This is a genomic window from Brevundimonas diminuta (genome assembly GCF_022654015.1).
GTDB classification, from domain to species: Bacteria; Pseudomonadota; Alphaproteobacteria; order Caulobacterales; family Caulobacteraceae; genus Brevundimonas; species Brevundimonas diminuta_C.
Genome location: NZ_CP073063.1, coordinates 3,074,512 through 3,092,396, shown reverse-complemented (window position 1 = coordinate 3,092,396; position 17,885 = coordinate 3,074,512). Strand labels below are relative to the sequence as shown.

The following is a 17,885-nucleotide window of genomic DNA, read 5'->3' as shown; positions in this document are numbered from 1 at the left end:
CGCGGCTTGCTCCGGACCGCGGCCTGTTCCATCTGGTCGCCATGTCCTGGGTGATGTCGATCAATCCGTGGGCGACGCTGGTCGTCGCCGGTCTGCTGGAGGTCCTGTGGGCCTCGGGCCTCAAGAACGTGGGCGTCAGCCGGCCGTGGACCTCGCTGGGGGTTGTGATCGCGCTGGCGGGCAGCATGATCCTGTTGTGGGTCGCCACGCAGAAGCTGCCGATCGGTACGGCCTATGCGGTCTGGACCGGCATTGGGGCGGTGGGCGCGGCGGTGGTCGGCATCCTGGTCTATGGCGAGCCGGCGACGGCGGTCAGGGCCGTGTGCATCCTGCTGATCGTGGCGGGCATCGTCGGGCTGAAACTGTTTTCGGGGGCGGCGGCATGAGTGCGCTTCATCAAGGTCGGGTGCTCATTCTGGCCGGGTCGGACAGCGGCGGGGGCGCGGGCATCCAGGCCGACATCAAGGCCGTGACCATGATGGGCGGGTTCGCCGCCACCGCCATCACGGCCATCACGGTGCAGAACACCCTGGGGGTCCACGGCGTCCATCCGCTGCCGCTGGATCTGATCGCGGCCCAGGCGCGGGCGGTTCTGGAGGACATCGGGACTGACGCGGTGAAGACCGGCATGCTGGGCTCGGTCGAGGTGGTCGAGACGGTCGCGGCCCTGCTGGACGAGGCGGATGCCCCGGCGGTGGTCGATCCGGTCATGGTGGCCAAAGGCGGGCACCCGCTGTTGCCCGACGCGGCGGTCGAGGCGGTGGAGCGCCTGATGATCCCTCGCGCGGCCCTGCTGACGCCCAATGCGCCGGAGGCCGAGGCCCTGACGGGGTTCGCGGTTCACGACCTGGATGGTCAGAGGCGGGCGGGCGAGGCGCTGCTGGCTCTGGGGGCGCGGGCGGTGCTGATGAAGGGCGGGCACGTGTCGGGCCCGACGGTGATCGACCTGCTGATGACCGCAGACGGCGAGACGGTGCTGGAGGCCGAGCGCGTCGACACCCGCCACACCCACGGCACCGGCTGCACGCTTGCGAGTGCGTGTGCGGCCGGCCTGGCGATGGGGCGGCCGCTGGAGGTCGCGGTGGCGGAAGCCTGGGCCTATGTCGGCGAGGCGATCCGCCGGGCGCCGGGCCTGGGCGGCGGGCACGGGCCGCTGGATCACGGCTGGCCGGTGCGGGGATGAGCGACCTTGAGGCGGAACTGGCCGCCATCGTGCGCGCCGACGCTGGTTTGATGCATGTGCTGACGACCGTGCGGGCGCTGGACCTGCCCGACTGGCGGCTGGTGTCCGGGGCGGTCTATCAGGCCGTGTGGAACGCCCGGACGGGGCGACCGGCGGGCTATGGGGTCAAGGACTACGACCTGGCCTATTTCGACGCGTCGGACCTGTCCTACGAGGCCGAGGACGTCGTCATCAAACGCGTCGCCGCCGCCTTCGACGAACCGTTCCGCAGCCAGGTCGAGGTCCGCAACCAGGCGCGGGTGCACCTGTGGTTCCAGAACCGGTTCGGCGAACCCTATGCGCCGTTGCATTCGACGGACGAGGCGCTGGGCCGGTTCGTGGCGCCGACCTTTGCGGTCGGGGTGCGGCTGGAGGCGGACGACAGCCTCAGCGTCGCCGCGCCGTTCGGGCTGGACGACGTGTTCGCCCTGACGATCCGGCCCAACCCGAACCGGCAGGTGGCCAGGGGCTGGGCCAAGGCCGTCGACAGCGCGCGGGCGCGCTGGCCCGAGCTGACGGTGGTCGAACCCTAGAAGGGGCCGTGCTTGCCGTTCGAGGAGAACTCGGGCGGGGCGGCCTTGTGGACATATTGTTCGGCGACCAGCCAGGCCTTGAAGGGGCGCAGGCACCCCAGGCACAGGGCGACCAGGATCGGCAGGGTCACGACCAGATGCACCCAGATCGGCGGATGTACGGTGAAGTCGAACACCATCAGCAGGATCATCCCCACCACCCCGACGGCCGTCATGACGAAGAAGGCCGGACCGTCCGCCGGATCGGCGAAGGCGTAGCTGAGCCCGCATTCCGGACATTCCGTCTGCAGCGTCAGATAGCCCTTGAACAGCGGACCCTTGCCGCAGCGGGGGCAGCGACAGGCCAGGCCGGTCTTCAGGGTGCTGAGGCGCGGATAATCGGTCATCTGGCGACTATGGGCGCTTAAAACGGCGCTGTCGCGTGGACCGGTTGTCCTAACGCCATCCCTCATCACGGTGAACGGCGGTTAACCGCGATTAAAGGCCTTGTGCGGCATGGGTCGGAAGATATGTCCGGGGCCTCGCCGACAAAGCGCATCCTGAAGACGACCGTGGCCGCCGCCACGGCCGGCGCCGTCGTGTTTGCGCCGATGGCGCCGCTGGCCCAGGAAGTCGGCCGGTCGCGCGATCCGCTATCGATCAATATTGGCGCCAACGCCGAGTTCACGCGGGTCGAGTTCGGCGGTGTGATTGGGGTGCGCTCGCGTGTCAGCCGCGAGGGCGACAAGGTCGTCGTCCGGCTGGGAACCACCGCCGCGCCCGACGTCTCGCGACTGAAGGTCGATCCGCCGGCGGGGGTGAAGTCGGTCGAGACGCGGCCGAGCCCGGGCGCGGGCGGCACGGACCTGATCCTGACGCTGGAACAGGGCGCGGATGCGCGCTCGGGTGTCGCGGACGGGGCGGTTTGGCTGAACCTCTATGCGCCCGGCAAGGCGCCGGAGGGCGGGGACGCCGCCGCGCCGCAGACGACCAAGGCCGTGGTGCCGGTGCGGGCCGAGACGGCCGGCGGCAAGACCGTCCTGACCTTCGACTGGGGCGCGCCGGTGGGGGCGGCGGTCTTCCGCCGGGGCGATGCGGTGTGGGTGGTGTTCGACACGGCCGCGCGCATGGATATGAGCGGCGCCAAGGCGCTGGGGTCGGCCAAGAACGCCCAGTGGGCGGCCGGGCCGGGTTATACGGCTCTGAGGATCGCCGAACCCGAAGGGTTGGGCGTCTCGGCGCAGGGGCAGGGCGGGACCTGGACCGTGACCCTGGGCGGTCCCGACGGCGCGGCGGGCGGGGTCGAGGTCGGTCGGTCCGACGACGGCGCGCCGGTACTGGTGGCGCAGATGGCCGGGGCGACCAAGGCGGTCTGGCTGACCGATCCGCTGGTCGGGGACCGGTTCGCGGCGGTGACGGCCCTGGCGCCCGGCAAGGGTTACGCCGGCGGACGGCGCACGGTCGATCTGAGTCTGATCCCGACCGCGCAGGGCCTGGCTGTCGAGACGTCGGCCGACGACCTGAAGATCGAGGCGTCGGGTGATCTGGTGACGCTGAGCCGGCCCAAGGGGCTGGCCTTGTCGTCGCCGGCGGCCGGACTGGAGACGGGCGACCACAATGCGGATGCGCCCAAGCGGGCGGCCTATCCGGCCCTGATCGACGAGGCCTGGGCCGCGACGGGCGAGGCGGGATTCTCGGACCGCTATCACCGGCTGCAGGATGCGGCCGGGCTGGAGACGATCGCGGCGGCGGACAATCCGCGCGCGCCGATCGAGGCGCGGATGGCGCTGGCGCGGTTCCTGGTCGGGTCGGGCTTGAACTATGAGGCCATCGGGGTGCTGAACGCCTTGATCGCCAAGGCGCCCAACCTGCAAGGCGAGCCCGAAGTGCGCGGCCTGCGCGGCGTGGCGCGCGTCGGCGTCGGGCGGTTGGAAGAGGCCCAGGTCGATTTTGCGGGTGCGGCTCTGGCGGGCGATCCGGCGACCAAGGTCTGGCTGGGCTATATCGCTTCGGAGATGGGCGACTGGGAGGGGGCGCGTCGCAACTTCGCCGCCGGCGCCCCGGCCATCGACAGCTTCCCCAAGGAATGGCGCGCGCGGTTCGGCGCGGCCCACGCCATGGCCGCGATCCAGTTGAACGATCTGGCCGCCGCCCAGCAGCTGTTGGCCTATGTCTTCAGCCAGGATGCGCCGGCCGTCGATCAGCTGACCGCGCGTCTGGTGCAGGCGCGGATGTTCGAGCTGAACGGCGACAAGACCCGGGCGCTGGCGGTCTACAAGGCCGTGGCGCGCGCGCCGCTGGATGGGATCGCGACGCCGGCGAAACTGGGCGCCATCAGCCTGGAGCTGGACAAGGGCGCGATCACGCCGGATCAGGCGACGGCCCAGCTGGAACAGCTGAAGTGGCGCTGGCGCGGTGATGCGACCGAGATGGCCGTGGTGCGCAAACTTTCGGGCATCTATCTGCAGCAGGGGCGATACCGCGAGGCGCTGGACGCCCTGCGCGGCGCGGGCAAGCGGATGGCGGGCGTGCCGGGCGCGGCCGAGGTGCAGGCGGATCAGGCCAACGCCTTCCGCGCCCTGTTCCTGGACGGGGCGGCGGACGGTTTGCAGCCGGTGCAGGCGTTGGCGCTGTTCTATGACTTCCGCGAACTGACGCCGATCGGGGCTGATGGCGACGAGATGGTGCGGCGTCTGTCGCGCCGGCTGATCGACGTGGACCTGCTGGATCAGGCCGCCGAACTGCTGAAGCACCAGGTGGACGAGCGTCTGGACGGGGTGGCCAAGGCTCAAGTCGCGACCAATCTGGCGACCGTCTATCTGATGGACCGCCAGCCGGAGAAGGCGTTGCAGGCCATATGGGGCTCGCGCACCACCCTGCTGCCTAATGCGATGAACAGCGAGCGCCGGGCGCTGGAGGCGCGCGCCCTGATGGATCTGGGCCGGTTCGATCATGCGCTGGAAGTGCTGGACCGGGATCAGTCGAACCCGGCGCGCGAGGTCCGGGCCGACATCTTCTGGAAGCAGCAGAAGTGGGGCGAGGCGGCGCCGATCTATGAGGCGCGGCTGGGCGATCGCCACAAGACCGCGACCACGCCGCTGACGCCGGCCGAGGAAAGCTGGCTGATCCGGGCGGGCGTCGGCTATTCGCTGGCGGGCGATCGGGCCGCGCTACAGCGGCTGAGCGGGCGCTTTGGGCCGATGGTTCCCGGCGCGCGGTCCGCGGCGGCGCTGCGGGTCGCGCTGGACGACAATCTGTCGGGCGTGGCGGGGACAGGCGACTTCGCCAATCTGTCCAGCCAGGCCGACACCTTCGTCGGCTGGGTCAACAGCGCCAAACAGGCGTTCCGAAAAGAAGCTGACGCAAAAAGCGCGGCCTGAAATTGAAACGGGCGGAGATCGCGTCGCGACCCCCGCCCGTCGTGCATTGCCGGTCCTGCATCGCAGGACCGAAAAGGCTTAGCCGTTGACGGCGTCCTTCAGCGGCTTGGAGACGCGGAAGCGCACGGCCTTGGAGGCGGCGATCTTGATGGTCGCGCCGGTGGCCGGGTTGCGGCCTTCGCGCTCGGCGCGGTCGGCGGTGTCGAAGACGCCCAGGTTCGAGATGCGGATGTCGCCGCCCGACTTCAGGGTCGAGTGGATGTTTTCGACGATCGCGGTCAGCACCTTGCCGGCGTCGGCCTGCGAAACACCAGCGTCCTTGGCGACGGCGGCGATCAGTTCGGCTTGAGTGGTCATAAGAAGCGTTTCCAGTGTTAGTCGCCCGATTCCGAGCGAGGACCGGGGGATCAACACGGATTTCCATACGCTTTGCAAGCGCCGATGACGCTTAAAGCCAGATGGGGCGGGGGATTATCCGGTACCGGACGCCCGCTGGAAGCTCTCGACCAGGCTTCCGGCGACCAATCTCCAGCCATCCACCAGCACGAAAAAGATCAACTTGAAGGGAAGGGAGACCACCACCGGAGGGAGCATCATCATGCCCATGGACATCAGCACGCTGGCCACCACCAGATCGATCACAAGGAACGGAACGAAAAGGAGAAATCCGATTTCGAACGCCTTCTTCAACTCGCTGATCATGAAGGCCGGGGTGACCACGCGCAGGGGCAGGTCCTGGACGTTCTGGGGCCGGTCGATCTTCGAGAGACGGGTGAACAGGGCGAGGTCCCCGCGGTCCACCTGGGCCAGCATGAAGGTTTTTACGGGTTCTGACGCCTGATCGAAGGCCTGGGGCAGTTCGATCTGCTGATCCATCAGCGGACGGATGCCCGAATCATAGGCGTCCTGCCAGGTCGGGGCCATGACGATGGCGCTGAGGAACAGCGACAAGGACACCAGGACGGCGTTCGGCGGCGACTGTTGCAGGCCCAGCGCCGTGCGCAGCAGCGACAGGACCACGATGATCCGCACGAAGCTGGTGGTCATGATGACGATGGACGGCGCCAAGGACAGGACGGTCATCAGACCGACCAACTGGACCACGCGCTGGGTCAGGCCGGCGCCGGTGCCCAGATCGATGTTCAGGGCCGAGCCGCTTTGCGCCGCCTGCTGAGCCAGGGCCGCGACGGGCCAGGCCAGACAGACCAGGGTGGTGAACAGCGACAGCAGGGCTGCGCGTTTCAGCTCGGCGCCGGTCGGCTTGACGAAGACGGCGGCCTTCACTGGCCGCCTCCCATTTTGCTGAGAGAGGGCTGACGCGGCTCGATCAGTTCGCGGCCTTCGCCCAGCAGAATCAGCCGTTCCTCATCATCGACGCGGACCAGAACGAGGCGACGGGCGGGGTCCAGCACCAGGGTCTCGACGACCTGAAGCCGGCGCTCGCCGCGCTCGGCGTTCAGCCGGGCCAGGATTTGCGGCGCATAGCGGCGCGCAGCCCAGGCCGCGATCCCGATCAGGCCGAGGGTGAAGGCCAGGCCGAAGACCGCCCGGGCGAGATCGAGGAAATTCATGACGCTGCAAAGGCCCCGCGCAGTCCGCGCTTAGACTGCGAATGTTAACCAGCACGGTTAACGACCCGTTGAGATAACCCCCTATTAACCATCCAGGCGGCATTTTCTGCCCATCGCGCGCATCCGCGTCGCACGGGAGATCGCCATGGGCGTCGCCGACATACCGCTGCTGGGGCAGATCAAGGGCCGGCTGGGCTGGCTGGACGCCCGCCAGCGGGTCATCGCCGAGAACGTCGCCAACGCCGATACGCCGGGCTTCGTCGGGCGTGATCTAAAACAGCCGATCGACTTCGCCGCGGCCATGCGCTCGGGCGGGGGTCTGCAGATGGTGCGCACCAATGCCGCCCATATCGCGCCGGCCGGTTCGCCGGTGCGGTTCGCTCCGACCAAGGCGCCCGATTCGGAGACCACGCTGGACGGCAACTCGGTGGTGGTCGAAGAGCAGATGCTGAAGATGGCCGAGAGCCGCATGGCCTATGACGCCGCCATCGGCTTCTACCAGAAATCCATGTCCATGATCCGCATGGCCGCCAAGCGGCCGGGCGCCTGAGCCGATGGCCGAGAAGGACTGACCCATGCCTGATCCCATCCCCCCTTCGAACAGCGCCATGGCGGTGGCGGCCTCGGCCCTGAAGGCGCAGCAGTCGCGCATGCGCGTGATCGCCGAGAACATCGCCAACGCCCAGTCGACGGCGCGCACGCCGGGCGGCGAGCCCTATCGCCGCCAGATTCCGGTCTTCCAGGCGCGCGAGGTCGATGGGGCGACCGGCGTCACCCTGGCCGAGGTCCGGCCCGACCAGGGCGACTTCAAGATGGACTATGACCCGTCGCACCCGGCCGCAAACGCGCAGGGCTATGTGATGCGGCCCAATGTCGACACCCTGGTCGAGGCGATGGACATGCGCGAGGCGCAGCGCGCCTATGAGGCCAATCTGAACGTCATCGAGACGGCGCGGTCGATGGACAGCCGCACCCTCGACATTATCAAACGCTGAGGACTAGGCCATGAATCCGATGATGGCCGCCAAGGCCTATGCCGCCGTTCAGGGCGGCGCCATGCCGACAGCAGCCCAGGCGCCCGGCGTCGGGGACGGCGGCTTCGCCGACCTGGTCAAGAACGCCATGAGCGACATGACCCAGCAGTCGCGCGCGGCCGAAACCCAGATGACCCGCTCGGTCCAGGGCCAGGGCAATCTGATCGACGTGGTCACGGCGCTGAGCTCGGCCGAGGCGTCGCTGGAGACGGTGATCTCGGTCCGCGATCAGGTGATTTCCGCCTATAAGGAAATCATGGCGATGCCGATCTGACAGCGGGTCAGAAGTAGCGTTCGCCGATCCGCAGCGTGTCGCCGGGCGAAACGCGCGCATCGGCGGTCAGCGGCTGGGCCTCTTCGATCTGTGATCCGGCGCGACGCACGAAGACGCGGCGCGTGTTGGCGCGATAGGTGAAGCCCTGAGCCGTCGCCACGGCGTTCAGCACCGTCAGGTCCGGCAGATAGGGGTATTCTCCCGGCCGGTTGACCTCGCCCAGAATGTAGATCGGCCGATAGGTCAGGACCTGGGCGGTGACGCGCGGCTGGTTCAGATAGCCCTGGCTCAAGGCCTGAGCGACGGCGTCCTGAAGCTGGGCGCCCGTCAGGCCGGCGGCCTGGATCTCGCCGATCAGGGGCAGGGCGATCCGGCCGTTGGCGTCGATGACGAACTCGCCGCCCAGCGCCGCCTCGCCGAAGACGTCGATGCGTACCTTGTCGGCGGAGGCGAGGCGGTAGTCGGAGACAGTCTGAGGCGTGAAAGCCGTCAGGCCTAGCGACAGGATCGCGACCAGCAGGCCGATGCCTCTTCTTGCCCCCACTGTCATGGCTCCCGATCGTTAAGGGTGCGAAGGCTAAACGCGTCGGTTGTTTCGGTCTAGGGGCGGTGCGACAGGATACGGGCGGCGAGATCGCTGGCCTGGCCGCGCAGGTCGGGCACGGCCGTCATTTCCCAGAAGGCGCCGCGCGTCAGGGGGCCGATGGCGTGAAGACCGCGCGCGGGGGCGCCCGCGCCGTCCAGCAGGCCGCCCTCGTCATCGACCTGCAGGCCCAGGCCCAGGGGATCGGGGCGACCGTAACCCTTGTCCAGGATGTCGCGGATCATCGGTTCGGTGCTCTTGGAGATCACGCCCAGCGGCCCGGTGCAGTTCACGACCAGATCGAACCGCTCCTTGATGGCGCGTTTCTTTCCGCGCGGACGCCACGAGACCTCTATGACGTCGGTCGCTTTCAGCTCGGTCAGCTTGCCGGCCAGGATCGTCAGCTCCCCGCCGGCCAGCATGGAATGGATGTCGCGCGCCGGGCCGGGCGACAAACGGTGGCGATGCACGTCCCACAGGGGGCGCAGATGGCGCAGAAAGCGGCTGCGCTCGACCCGCGACCAGCCGCGCCAGATGTCGCGCGCGGAATGGCGCAGGCGGTCGAACACGGCGCGCCAATCGGCCTCGGCCGTCGCGGCGCGGATCTGACGCAGGATTTCGGCCGGGCTGCCTGAAAAGGCGCCGACATAGGGCGTGGGCGGAACGGTCGCGTGGGCGCGGGGCAGAAGGCCGTGGCGCGACAGGGCGGTCAGGCGGCGTCCTGGTCGGCGCAGGGTGATGGCCGCATCCACCATCGTCAGGCCCGACCCGATCAGCAGGACGTTGCGGGCGTCGCGCGCCGTCTGGGGATCGAATCGCCAGGGGTTTTCGACATAGGCGGAGGAGGCGCGCACCGCGTCCTCGACGCCGGGGGGCGAGGCGGGCTCCAGATTGCCCAGCGCCAGCACGACCTGATCGGTCGCGACCTCGCCGTCGCTGGTCAGGATCCGCCAACTGTCGTCCTGGCGATCGATGGACTGAGCCTCGGCGCCGATCAGGTTCAGTCGGTCGGGGGCGTCGTCCAGCGCCTCGTCCAGCAGGGCCTGAAGATAGTCGCCATAGACGCCACGGGTGATGAAGCCGTCCTGAGCGCGCCACGAGGGCTGTTCGGCCAACCAGTCGGCGAGATGGCTGGGCTGGTCGGGAAAGGCGCTCATATTATCCAGGCGGACGTTCAGCAGATGGCCGGGATTTCCGGTGTCATAGGCGGTGCCGGGACCGAAAACGCCGCGCCGTTCGATCAGGGTGACGCGCACATCGCGCGAGGCCTTCAGCAGATTGACGGCGGTCAGCAGGCCGCTGAAACCCGCGCCGATGATGGCGACATGCAGTCCATTCTGCTGCGGCACGCGCACCCCCGTTTTCCGTTTCCGTCGCTGTCGATAACACGCGCCGGGCCAGAGCGATCATGGCGATAAATATCTATCTGACCAGTAGGAATAACGTGATCAGCGGTTGCGACCTCTGGCCTTTTGGATGTCGCGAAAGGCCAGCGGGAGGAGCGTCCAGGGCTCGACGCAGTAGCGGACGAACAGCCGTTTAGGATCATGCAGCAGGCGATAGGCCCATTCGATGCCGGCGCGTCCCATCCAGCGCGGGGCCGCGTTCTGGACGCCCGCCTCATAGTCGAAGGCGGCGCCGACCGACAGGATGACGCAATCGGGCAGGCGCTCGAAGTTGTCGGCGATCCACAACTCCTGGCGCGGCATCCCCATGCCGACGAACAGGATGTGGGGCTGAAAGCCCGTGATCCGATCCAGGACGGCGGCGTTCTCGGACGAACCGGGCCGGGCGTCGAAAAAGCCGTGGTGGATGGCGATGTCGGCGTCGGGATAGCGGGCCTTCAGCCGGCGAGCCGCCTCGTCGCCGACGCCGGGCGCGCCGCCGACGGACAGGACGCGCCAGCCCTCGCGGTTCGCGACGCTCCAGAAATGGTCGCGCCAATCCAGATAGGTGCAGCGGTGAAAGCCCCGGCTGTGCAGGCCCAGGGCGCGCGAGAAGGCCAGAAGCGGCGTCGAATCGACCTCGATCAGATCGGCCCTGTCGTAGAAGGCGCCGAGTTCAGGCCGCTCCTGCATCAGATACAGGCTGTGAAGATTGTGATTGGCGATCAGGCTCTTTGCGCCCTGTCGCACCGCCTGCTGAATATGGTGCAGCACCTCGTCGGGCTTCACCAGATCCATCGGTTGACCCAGGATCGTGACCCGCTCGCGGGCGCGGCGGTTCTGGCGGAACGGCGCGCGCGGCCGGGCGCGGCGCTCCGTGGCGAAGCGCTCTGGCGCAGGGGGGCTGAGAGACGGGTCCGCCATGAGACGCTTGTAGGCGACCTGGCCTCAAGACGGGGTTAGAAAACAGCCTTAGCGCCCATTAAGTCGCCACCGAACGCGGATCGAAAATGATGTGCGGCCAGGCTTGCCGCGCTGCGTGCGCAAGAAATCTCGCAAAGGCGAAAAATCCTTGTTGACCCCGCCCGGAGCCTCCCTTAGAGGTCCGCGCCTTCCCGATGGAAACGCCGCAAGGCGGTGCCGACGGGGCCCAGATGGCGGAATTGGTAGACGCGCTGGCTTCAGGTGCCAGTGGCTTAACGGCCGTGGAGGTTCGAGTCCTCTTCTGGGCACCATCTTTCAGAAAGCGTCGCACCGAACGGTGCGGCGCTTTCTTCGTTTTGGCCTATCGCCTCGCGCGCGGCGGCGTTTTTTGTCGCCTATCGGAATGCGCGCGGCGCATTCCTGCTTGAGGCCGCATTGTGATTGCGGCGCGCGGCGCTCAGCATTGCTGTAGGCCGTTTCGCGCGCCGCGTTCGCCGTGTAAGAGCCTGAGCATGACCGTTTACCTGCATGAGGGCGACCTGCCCGACGATCTGGACCTGGGGTCCGAGGTCGCCATCGATTCCGAGACGATGGGTCTGCGTTTCCGCCGCGATCCGCTGTGCGTGGTGCAGCTGTCGTCGGGCGACGGAAACGCCCATGTCGTGAGGCTGAACCGGCCCGCCTATGATTGTCCGAACCTGAAGCGGGTGCTGACCGATCCGGCGGTGACCAAGATCTTCCATTTCGGCCGGTTCGACATCGGCATGTTCCTGCTGCACCTCGGCGTCGAGACGCGTCCGGTCTATTGCACCAAGATCGCCTCCAAGCTGGCGCGCACCTATACCGACCGGCACGGGCTGAAGGACGTGGTGCGCGAGACGGTGGGCGTGGACCTGTCCAAGGCGCAGCAGTCCTCGGACTGGGGCGCCGAGACGCTGAGCCAGGCGCAGCTGGACTATGCGGCGTCGGACGTCCTTTATCTGCATGCGGCCAAGGCCAAGCTGGACATGATGCTGGCGCGCGAGGGGCGAACCGAAATGGCCGCTGAATGTTTCGACTTCCTGCCGACGCGGTCGGCGCTCGACCTGGCCGGCTGGGACGAGACCGACATCTTCGCCCACAGCTGAGGCGCGCTTGACCGAACACGGCGAACAGTCCCGTATCGAGGCCGACGAGGCCAGGGTCGCCCTGGCCGGCGCCCGCTGGCGCGCGCGCTCGCGCCGGGTGAAGCTGTATCGCCGTGTCCTGCCGATCGTCATCCTGGTGCTTGCGGGCGGCGCCCTGACCTGGACCGTGTTCCGCACCGTCATGTCGGGGGTGGAGCGCAAGGCCAGCCAGAGCCAGGAAGTCCGGCTGGACGCCCCCCTGTTCCACGGCCAGGACGCGCAAGGCCGCGCTTTCACCGTCGGCGCGCAAGGCGCCGTGCGCGACCCCAATACCGGAAAGTTCAAACTGATCGGCCCGGCGCTGAAGCTGAACCTGGGCGGACGCAAGGTCACCGAACTGACCGCCGACGGCGGCACTTACGATGAGCAGGCCAAGACGGTGACGATCGGTCCGAACGTGCGCATTTCAGACGGGGGCACGGGCTTTGTCCTGACCACGCCCGAGGCGGTGGTCGACACCTCGACCGGAAACGTCACCGGTTCAAAGGGCGTTCAGGGTTCCGGCCCTATTGGAACCATCAACGCATCGTCCTATGCGATCTACGATCAGGGACAGCGCGTCGTATTTGACGGCGCAGGCGACAACAAGGTGAAGGGCGTTCTGACGCCCAAGGGGTCAGGCGGATGATCGTGACGAAGATTTCTAAGACGCTGGCCGTCTTCGCGGCGGCGGCCGTCGTAGGCATGCCGGCCCTGGTCGATGCCCAAGCCCAGGCGACCAATCAGCCCGTCGCCTATGGCGCGGACGCGGTCGAATACGCCCCCAACCGCATCATCCTGCGCGGCCGGGCCGAGGCGACGCAGGGCGGCAATCGCTTTCGCGCCGACACCCTGACCCTGGTCAGCGGCGAGGGCGGCGATCTGCAACGCGCCGAGGCCAGCGGGACCGTCTATTTCGTGACGCCGGACCAATCGATGCGCGGCGACCGGGCCGTCTATAATCTGGGCAATGGCGAGATCGTGGTGACGGGCAATGTCATCCTGACCCAGGGCAAGAACGTCCTGACCGGCTCGCGCCTGGTCTACAACATCAACACCGAGACCGCCCGCATGGACGGCGCGCCGCGCGGCGCCGCCGGAAGCCGCGTGCAGGGCGTCTTCTATCCCAACTCGAACTGAGGCCGTCTGGCCGTCACGGACCTGAGCATTTGGCGCGCAAGGAACTGTCAGCCCTGAATCTGGATGAGCGGCCGCAACCGGCCGCCGTAGCGCCCGCGCCTGCGGAAAAAGGCCTGCGGGTGATGAACCTGGCCCGGTCGTTCGGCCAGCGTCAGGTCGTGCGCGACGTGTCCCTGACGGTGCAGCGCGGCGAGGTCGCGGGCCTGCTGGGTCCCAACGGGGCCGGCAAGACCACCTGCTTCTACATGATCACCGGCCTGATCCCGCCGGATTCGGGCGCGATCTGGCTGGACGGCGAGAACATCACCGGCCAGCCGATGTATCAGCGCAGCCGCATGGGCCTGGGCTATCTGGCGCAGGAGGCCTCGATCTTTCGCGGCATGACGGTCGAGCAGAACGTCAAGGCGGTGGTCGAGCTGAACTATCCCCGTGACCAGATCCGCGCCGAGACCGACCGGCTGCTGAACGAACTGCACATCGACCATCTGCGCCATGCGCGGGCCACCGCACTGTCGGGCGGCGAGCGTCGGCGAGTGGAGATCGCGCGGGCGCTGGCCGGACGGCCGTCCTTCATGCTGCTGGACGAACCCTTCGCCGGCATCGACCCCCTGGCCATCGCCGACATCCGCACCGTGATCCGCTATCTGGCCAGCCAGGGCATCGGCGTGCTGATCACCGACCACAATGTGCGCGAGACCCTGGATATCACTGACCGGGTGTCGATCATCTCGAACGGCGCGGTGCTGTTCGAAGGCACGTCCGACGAGGCGATCCACGACGCTGAAGTGCGCCGGGTGTATCTGGGCGAAAACTACATCTGATCTGCGGGTGTCGTCATCCTCCGGCGAGCGTAGCGAGACCGGGGGACCCAGCGGCGCGCGAAAGCGCGAAACTGTCGCGGACCAGGATTTTCCAACATCGTGCGCCTGAGGCATCGCCTGCGGCGCCGCTGGGTCCCCCGGTCTGCGCCGCTAGGGCGCGGCTTGCCGGAGGATGACGAAAGGGTCTGAGGCCGCGTTCGTCTCGCGTTAACCGGTTCGGCGACATTCTGTCCCAGCAAGTTCCGGGCCACTCGGCGGCCGGGCGGGAAGATTTCGGACGTGATCGGGCAAAGGTTAGAGGTCAGGCAGGGGCAGGGGCTGGTCATTACGCCCCAGCTGCAGCAGGCGATCAAGCTGCTGCAACTGTCGAACCTCGAGCTGGAGGACTTCGTCGAGGCCGAACTGGAGCGCAATCCGCTGCTGCAACGCGAGGAACCGGAAGGCGAGACGCCCGAGCCGGTCGAGCGCGTCGAGGCGGCTTCGGATAGCGAAATGTCCTTCGGCGACGGGGTCGCGGACGCAGCGGCGTCTTCGATGGACGCCGGTTCCGACGACGTCTACGGCGACGCGGCGCCCGGCGAGCGCACCAGCGACCGGATGACCGACGAGGCTCAGCCGGGGCTGTCGGACTGGTCCAGCGCCGGCAAGGGCGGCCAGATGTTCGAAGGCGAGGGCGAGCGGCCCGACGCGCACGAGCTGACCCTGTGGGAGCATCTTCAGGCCCAGGCGTCGAGCGCGGGCCTGTCGCCAGCGGACCACGGCATCGCCCTGACCCTGATCGATGCGACGGACGAGGGCGGCTATCTGCGCGGGGAACTGGCCGAGTTCGCCGACCGGCTGGGCGTGCCGCTGGCGCGGATCGAGGCGGTGCTGGGCGTCTGTCACGGCTTTGAGCCCACCGGGATCATGGCGCGGTCGGTGCCGGAATGCCTGAAGTTGCAGCTGATCGAGCGCAATCGGTTCGATCCGGCGATGGCGGCCCTGCTGGACAATCTGGACCTGCTGGCCAAGCGCGATCTGGCGGGCCTGCGCCGCGTCTGCGAGGTCGATGGCGAAGATTTGACCGACATGATCGCCGAACTGCGGGCGCTGACGCCGCGTCCGGGCGCAGGCTTCGGCGGCGAGCCGGCGCAGACGGTCGTGCCGGACGTGCATGTGCGGCCAGACCCTGCCGGCGGCTGGCGGGTCGAGCTGAACGCCGACACCCTGCCGCGCCTGTTGGTCGACAAACGCTATCACGGCCTGGTCCAGGCCGGCGCGCGATCGGATACCGAAAAGACCTTCGTCGCCGACTGCGCCGCCCAGGCCAACTGGCTGGTCAAGTCGCTGGATCAGCGGGCCAAGACCATTCTGAAGGTCTCGTCCGAGATCGTGCGCCAGCAGGACGCCTTCCTGGCCTTCGGCGTCGAGTTTCTGAGGCCGCTCAATCTGAAGACCGTCGCCGACGCCATCGGCATGCACGAATCCACGGTCAGCCGCGTCACATCGAACAAATATATCGCCACGCCGCGGGGCGTGTTTGAGCTGAAATTCTTCTTCACGGCCGCCATCCAGTCGGTGGACGGCGCATCGACCCATTCGGCCGAAGCCGTCCGTCACAAGATCAAATCCATGATCGACGGCGAGGGGATCGAGGGCGACGTTTTGTCCGACGACCGGATCGTGGAAATCCTGAAGGAAACGGGCATCGACATCGCGCGCCGCACGGTGGCCAAATATCGGGAAGCCTTGAGGATTCCGTCCTCGGTCGAGCGCCGCCGGATGATGAAGACCGGCTGAAATCCACAGCCAAGCGTGACCACAAATCGGTGATCTGGATTGACACCAAGTCGGGTCGGGCGCGTTCTATCGGCATGCAAGTCCAAGTCAGCGGCAAGCAAGTGGATGTCGGCGAAGCGTTAGGCTCGCGCATCTCCCAGGAACTCGAAGACGGGGTCGGAAAATACTTCGCCCGAGGCGGTGAAGACGCCGAGGTCGTGGTGTCCAAGGACGGCCACAACTTCAAGGTAGACTGTTGGGTCCGCCTCGCGTCGGGCCAGACCCTGGTGACGACCGGCATGGGCGGCGACGCCCATTCGGCCTTCACCGAGGCGCTGGATCGGCTCGAAAAGCGGGTTCGCCGCTACAAGCGTCGGCTCAAGGATCACCACATCGGACCGAAGGGTCTGTCGCCCGAGAAGACCGAAAACGCCGCCCGTGAAGTCGCACGCAGCATCGTGCTGCGTGATCCCGACAGCGTGGAAGATGATGTCTTCGGCGACACCGGCGAGAACGACGGCCCGCCGCCGGTGGGCATGGTCATCGCCGAAACCGAGCACGAAATCCGCACCATCACGGTCGGACGGGCCGTGCTGGAGCTGGACATGACGGGCTATCCGGTCGTGCTGTTCCGCAATGCTGCCCACGGTGGGCTGGCGGTCGTCTATCGGCGCCCGGACGGCAATGTCGGATGGATCGATCCCGAACGGACGGCCAAGGCCAACGGTTCGGTGAACTAAGCCTCAGTTTGACTTCGGCGCGGTTGTCTCTAAACGGACGGCCGCGCCGTTGTCTGCTGCGTGTATCGAGGTTGTGTAATGGACATCGGTGATCTGCTCGCGCCCAAGGGCGTGGTGCTGCGCAGCGGCGCGTCGTCCAAGCGACAGGCGCTTCACGCGCTAGCCGAGGCGGCGTCGCATGCGCTGGGTCTGGATGAAGCCCGTATCTTCGACGCCTTGATGGAACGCGAGACGCTGGGATCGACCGGGCTGGGGTCCGGGGTCGCCGTGCCGCACGCGCGTCTCACCGAGGTCGATAAGGTGACGGCGGTGTTCGTGCGGCTGGATACGCCTGTGGCCTATGATGCGGTGGACGACCGTCCGGTCGATCTGATCGTGGGCCTGTTCGCCCCGCCCAAGGCGGGCGCCGAGCATCTCAGGGCTTTGGCGGCGGTTTCGCGCGCGCTGCGGTCGCCCGAACTGCGTGAGCAGCTGAGACAGGCGCGCACGACCGATGCGATCCGCGCCCTTTTCGTCAAGGACGCCACGGCCGCGACAGCGGCTTGAACTTCGGCGTGAACGGCGGCGCCTGCGCGCCGCCATCCATCAGATCAGTGAACGGAAACCGGCTCCAGCTCGTGCGCCACGGCGGCGGCGAAGGCGGTGTCGCGGTCGATCATGACCGCCAGACGCTCGCCGTCGGCGCTGTGAACGGCATAGAGCATTTGGCCGGGATTCAGATCCACGTCCTTGATCTCGACCGCCTCTTCCAGCAGGTCCGAGGCCTTGATCTCGCGCACATACACCAGGTCGGGGGCGCCCAGTCCGGCAAAGTCTTCCTTGGTCATCGTCATCGGCGTCATTAGGACCGCCTCCTTCATATTTGACAACGCCCGGATCGCCGGGCGGTTCGAATGGCTGTGGTTTCAGCCAGCCGTGATTGGAATACGTCGCACCTGACGCTCGGCCTCGGGCCGGATCAGATCGACGTGCAGCAGGCCATGCTCCAGCTGGGCGCCCTCGACCTCCAGCCCGTCGGCCAGGACGAAGTTTCGCACGAAGCCGCGCGCCGCGATGCCGCGATGCAGAAAGGCCTGTTCGCCCCTGCCAGCATCGTCGCGCTTGCCGGCGATGGTCAGCTGGCGGCCGTCCAGGGTGATGGCCAGCTCGTCCGGCGCGAACCCGGCGACGGCCAAGCTGATGCGGACGCCCGCATCGCCGATCTGTTCGACATTATAGGGCGGATAGCTTTCGGCCGCAGCCTTGGCGGCGCGGTCGATCAGGGCGCGGGTGTGGTCGAAGCCCAGCAGAAAGGGGCTGTCGAACAGTAGGGTGCGCGTTGTCGTCATCTGGGGTCCTTGCGTCAGCGACCGAGCGGTCGGTCTCCCGCAATCGGCAAGACCGTCCGTCACAGATG

The 17,885-nt window shown here is 67.6% G+C and carries 23 protein-coding genes and 1 tRNA gene; 15 read left to right on the top strand and 9 right to left on the bottom strand.

Annotated elements, in window-relative coordinates; genetic code table 11:
* Positions 1–41: 41 nt before the first annotated feature.
* From KAK88_RS15365 to KAK88_RS15355, 3 genes are read left to right on the top strand one after another with little or no spacing between them, the layout of a single operon-like run.
* Positions 42–386 (top strand): DMT family transporter, encoded by a 345-nt coding sequence (locus tag KAK88_RS15365; protein ID WP_137722388.1) that lies wholly within the window; start codon positions 42–44, stop codon positions 384–386.
* The gene (thiD, locus tag KAK88_RS15360) at positions 383–1,183 is read left to right on the top strand and encodes a bifunctional hydroxymethylpyrimidine kinase/phosphomethylpyrimidine kinase (protein ID WP_242077293.1); all 801 of its coding nucleotides are present in this window, start codon (positions 383–385) and stop codon (positions 1,181–1,183) included. Before KAK88_RS15365 ends, thiD begins: the two co-directional genes overlap by 4 nt.
* Positions 1,180–1,755 (top strand): nucleotidyltransferase family protein, encoded by a 576-nt coding sequence (locus KAK88_RS15355; RefSeq protein ID WP_242077292.1) that lies wholly within the window; start codon positions 1,180–1,182, stop codon positions 1,753–1,755. Before thiD ends, KAK88_RS15355 begins: the two co-directional genes overlap by 4 nt.
* Here the strand turns inward: KAK88_RS15355 and KAK88_RS15350 are convergent.
* On the bottom strand, positions 1,752–2,141 hold the full coding sequence (locus tag KAK88_RS15350) for a DUF983 domain-containing protein (RefSeq protein WP_055753964.1): 390 nt from the start codon (positions 2,139–2,141) through the stop codon (positions 1,752–1,754). The genes KAK88_RS15355 and KAK88_RS15350 overlap by 4 nt on opposite strands.
* 123 nt (positions 2,142–2,264) lie before the next feature.
* Here KAK88_RS15350 and KAK88_RS15345 point away from each other — a divergent pair, with 123 nt between their 5' ends.
* Positions 2,265–5,114 (top strand): tetratricopeptide repeat protein, encoded by a 2,850-nt coding sequence (locus KAK88_RS15345; protein ID WP_242077291.1) that lies wholly within the window; start codon positions 2,265–2,267, stop codon positions 5,112–5,114.
* Between the two features lie 78 nt (positions 5,115–5,192).
* Here the strand turns inward: KAK88_RS15345 and KAK88_RS15340 are convergent, their stop codons facing one another.
* The 3 genes from KAK88_RS15340 to KAK88_RS15330 all read right to left on the bottom strand — a co-directional run bounded on the left by KAK88_RS15340 (position 5,193) and on the right by KAK88_RS15330 (position 6,685).
* On the bottom strand, positions 5,193–5,471 hold the full coding sequence (locus KAK88_RS15340) for an HU family DNA-binding protein (protein ID WP_017506838.1): 279 nt from the start codon (positions 5,469–5,471) through the stop codon (positions 5,193–5,195).
* Positions 5,472–5,585: 114 nt separating this feature from the next.
* Complete coding sequence (fliP, locus tag KAK88_RS15335) at positions 5,586–6,398, bottom strand: flagellar type III secretion system pore protein FliP (protein ID WP_242077290.1); 813 nt, start codon at positions 6,396–6,398, stop codon at positions 5,586–5,588.
* Positions 6,395–6,685, bottom strand: coding sequence for a FliO/MopB family protein (locus tag KAK88_RS15330; RefSeq protein ID WP_242077289.1), 291 nt, complete (start codon positions 6,683–6,685; stop codon positions 6,395–6,397). The genes fliP and KAK88_RS15330 overlap by 4 nt, the downstream gene beginning before the upstream one ends.
* A 145-nt stretch (positions 6,686–6,830) precedes the next feature.
* Between KAK88_RS15330 and flgB the strand changes: the two genes are divergently transcribed.
* The 3 genes from flgB to KAK88_RS15315 are packed head-to-tail and all read left to right on the top strand — an operon-like array spanning position 6,831 to position 7,993.
* On the top strand, positions 6,831–7,235 hold the full coding sequence (flgB, locus tag KAK88_RS15325) for a flagellar basal body rod protein FlgB (protein WP_242077288.1): 405 nt from the start codon (positions 6,831–6,833) through the stop codon (positions 7,233–7,235).
* A gap of 25 nt (positions 7,236–7,260) precedes the next feature.
* Positions 7,261–7,680 (top strand): flagellar basal body rod protein FlgC, encoded by a 420-nt coding sequence (gene flgC / locus KAK88_RS15320; RefSeq protein WP_369796239.1) that lies wholly within the window; start codon positions 7,261–7,263, stop codon positions 7,678–7,680.
* A 10-nt stretch (positions 7,681–7,690) separates the two neighbouring features.
* Complete coding sequence (locus KAK88_RS15315) at positions 7,691–7,993, top strand: flagellar hook-basal body complex protein FliE (RefSeq protein WP_242077287.1); 303 nt, start codon at positions 7,691–7,693, stop codon at positions 7,991–7,993.
* Positions 7,994–8,000: 7 nt separating this feature from the next.
* Here the strand turns inward: KAK88_RS15315 and KAK88_RS15310 are convergent, their stop codons facing one another.
* The 3 genes from KAK88_RS15310 to KAK88_RS15300 all read right to left on the bottom strand — a co-directional run bounded on the left by KAK88_RS15310 (position 8,001) and on the right by KAK88_RS15300 (position 10,885).
* Positions 8,001–8,543 carry a polysaccharide biosynthesis/export family protein gene (locus KAK88_RS15310; RefSeq protein WP_242077286.1) on the bottom strand — a complete coding sequence of 181 codons (543 nt, stop codon included), beginning with the start codon at positions 8,541–8,543 and terminating at the stop codon, positions 8,001–8,003.
* Positions 8,544–8,593: 50 nt separating this feature from the next.
* Positions 8,594–9,925 carry an FAD/NAD(P)-binding protein gene (locus KAK88_RS15305; protein WP_242077285.1) on the bottom strand — a complete coding sequence of 444 codons (1,332 nt, stop codon included), beginning with the start codon at positions 9,923–9,925 and terminating at the stop codon, positions 8,594–8,596.
* A gap of 99 nt (positions 9,926–10,024) precedes the next feature.
* A complete protein-coding gene (locus tag KAK88_RS15300) occupies positions 10,025–10,885 on the bottom strand; it encodes a WecB/TagA/CpsF family glycosyltransferase (protein WP_242077284.1) in 861 nt (286 codons plus the stop codon).
* A 224-nt stretch (positions 10,886–11,109) separates the two neighbouring features.
* Between KAK88_RS15300 and KAK88_RS15295 the strand changes: the two genes are divergently transcribed.
* The 8 genes from KAK88_RS15295 to ptsN all read left to right on the top strand — a co-directional run bounded on the left by KAK88_RS15295 (position 11,110) and on the right by ptsN (position 17,035).
* Positions 11,110–11,196, top strand: a tRNA-Leu gene (locus KAK88_RS15295).
* 201 nt (positions 11,197–11,397) lie between these two features.
* Entirely contained in the window at positions 11,398–12,012 is a 615-nt protein-coding gene (locus KAK88_RS15290; RefSeq protein WP_242077283.1) for a ribonuclease D, read from the top strand.
* 7 nt (positions 12,013–12,019) lie between these two features.
* Positions 12,020–12,679 (top strand): LPS export ABC transporter periplasmic protein LptC, encoded by a 660-nt coding sequence (gene lptC / locus KAK88_RS15285; RefSeq protein WP_242077282.1) that lies wholly within the window; start codon positions 12,020–12,022, stop codon positions 12,677–12,679.
* Entirely contained in the window at positions 12,676–13,170 is a 495-nt protein-coding gene (locus tag KAK88_RS15280; RefSeq protein ID WP_242077281.1) for an LptA/OstA family protein, read from the top strand. The genes lptC and KAK88_RS15280 overlap by 4 nt, the downstream gene beginning before the upstream one ends.
* A 29-nt stretch (positions 13,171–13,199) precedes the next feature.
* Entirely contained in the window at positions 13,200–13,991 is a 792-nt protein-coding gene (gene lptB, locus KAK88_RS15275; protein ID WP_174087076.1) for an LPS export ABC transporter ATP-binding protein, read from the top strand.
* A 279-nt stretch (positions 13,992–14,270) separates the two neighbouring features.
* The gene (rpoN, locus tag KAK88_RS15270; protein WP_242077280.1) at positions 14,271–15,770 is read left to right on the top strand and encodes an RNA polymerase factor sigma-54; all 1,500 of its coding nucleotides are present in this window, start codon (positions 14,271–14,273) and stop codon (positions 15,768–15,770) included.
* Between the two features lie 74 nt (positions 15,771–15,844).
* Positions 15,845–16,489: a ribosome hibernation-promoting factor, HPF/YfiA family gene (gene hpf / locus KAK88_RS15265; RefSeq protein ID WP_161639571.1), complete on the top strand. Its 645-nt coding sequence runs from the start codon at positions 15,845–15,847 to the stop codon at positions 16,487–16,489.
* A 78-nt stretch (positions 16,490–16,567) separates the two neighbouring features.
* Entirely contained in the window at positions 16,568–17,035 is a 468-nt protein-coding gene (gene ptsN / locus KAK88_RS15260) for a PTS IIA-like nitrogen regulatory protein PtsN (protein ID WP_161639572.1), read from the top strand.
* Positions 17,036–17,079: 44 nt separating this feature from the next.
* Here ptsN and KAK88_RS15255 read toward each other — a convergent pair whose 3' ends face one another.
* Together KAK88_RS15255 and KAK88_RS15250 are read right to left on the bottom strand one after the other, a co-directional pair.
* Complete coding sequence (locus KAK88_RS15255; RefSeq protein WP_017506777.1) at positions 17,080–17,331, bottom strand: DUF1150 family protein; 252 nt, start codon at positions 17,329–17,331, stop codon at positions 17,080–17,082.
* A 63-nt stretch (positions 17,332–17,394) separates the two neighbouring features.
* Positions 17,395–17,817 (bottom strand): Hsp20 family protein, encoded by a 423-nt coding sequence (locus tag KAK88_RS15250; protein ID WP_242077279.1) that lies wholly within the window; start codon positions 17,815–17,817, stop codon positions 17,395–17,397.
* Positions 17,818–17,885: the final 68 nt, after the last annotated feature.

Coding starts and splice junctions, on each gene's coding strand:
- KAK88_RS15365 (WP_137722388.1), top strand. CDS start 42: ATGTCCTGGGTGATGTCGATCAATCCGTGGGCGACGCTGGTCGTCGCC.
- thiD (WP_242077293.1), top strand. CDS start 383: ATGAGTGCGCTTCATCAAGGTCGGGTGCTCATTCTGGCCGGGTCGGAC.
- KAK88_RS15355 (WP_242077292.1), top strand. CDS start 1,180: ATGAGCGACCTTGAGGCGGAACTGGCCGCCATCGTGCGCGCCGACGCT.
- KAK88_RS15350 (WP_055753964.1), bottom strand. CDS start 2,141: ATGACCGATTATCCGCGCCTCAGCACCCTGAAGACCGGCCTGGCCTGT.
- KAK88_RS15345 (WP_242077291.1), top strand. CDS start 2,265: ATGTCCGGGGCCTCGCCGACAAAGCGCATCCTGAAGACGACCGTGGCC.
- KAK88_RS15340 (WP_017506838.1), bottom strand. CDS start 5,471: ATGACCACTCAAGCCGAACTGATCGCCGCCGTCGCCAAGGACGCTGGT.
- KAK88_RS15330 (WP_242077289.1), bottom strand. CDS start 6,685: ATGAATTTCCTCGATCTCGCCCGGGCGGTCTTCGGCCTGGCCTTCACC.
- flgB (WP_242077288.1), top strand. CDS start 6,831: ATGGGCGTCGCCGACATACCGCTGCTGGGGCAGATCAAGGGCCGGCTG.
- flgC (WP_369796239.1), top strand. CDS start 7,261: ATGCCTGATCCCATCCCCCCTTCGAACAGCGCCATGGCGGTGGCGGCC.
- KAK88_RS15315 (WP_242077287.1), top strand. CDS start 7,691: ATGAATCCGATGATGGCCGCCAAGGCCTATGCCGCCGTTCAGGGCGGC.
- KAK88_RS15310 (WP_242077286.1), bottom strand. CDS start 8,543: ATGACAGTGGGGGCAAGAAGAGGCATCGGCCTGCTGGTCGCGATCCTG.
- KAK88_RS15300 (WP_242077284.1), bottom strand. CDS start 10,885: ATGGCGGACCCGTCTCTCAGCCCCCCTGCGCCAGAGCGCTTCGCCACG.
- KAK88_RS15290 (WP_242077283.1), top strand. CDS start 11,398: ATGACCGTTTACCTGCATGAGGGCGACCTGCCCGACGATCTGGACCTG.
- KAK88_RS15280 (WP_242077281.1), top strand. CDS start 12,676: ATGATCGTGACGAAGATTTCTAAGACGCTGGCCGTCTTCGCGGCGGCG.
- hpf (WP_161639571.1), top strand. CDS start 15,845: ATGCAAGTCCAAGTCAGCGGCAAGCAAGTGGATGTCGGCGAAGCGTTA.
- ptsN (WP_161639572.1), top strand. CDS start 16,568: ATGGACATCGGTGATCTGCTCGCGCCCAAGGGCGTGGTGCTGCGCAGC.
- KAK88_RS15255 (WP_017506777.1), bottom strand. CDS start 17,331: ATGACGCCGATGACGATGACCAAGGAAGACTTTGCCGGACTGGGCGCC.
- KAK88_RS15250 (WP_242077279.1), bottom strand. CDS start 17,817: ATGACGACAACGCGCACCCTACTGTTCGACAGCCCCTTTCTGCTGGGC.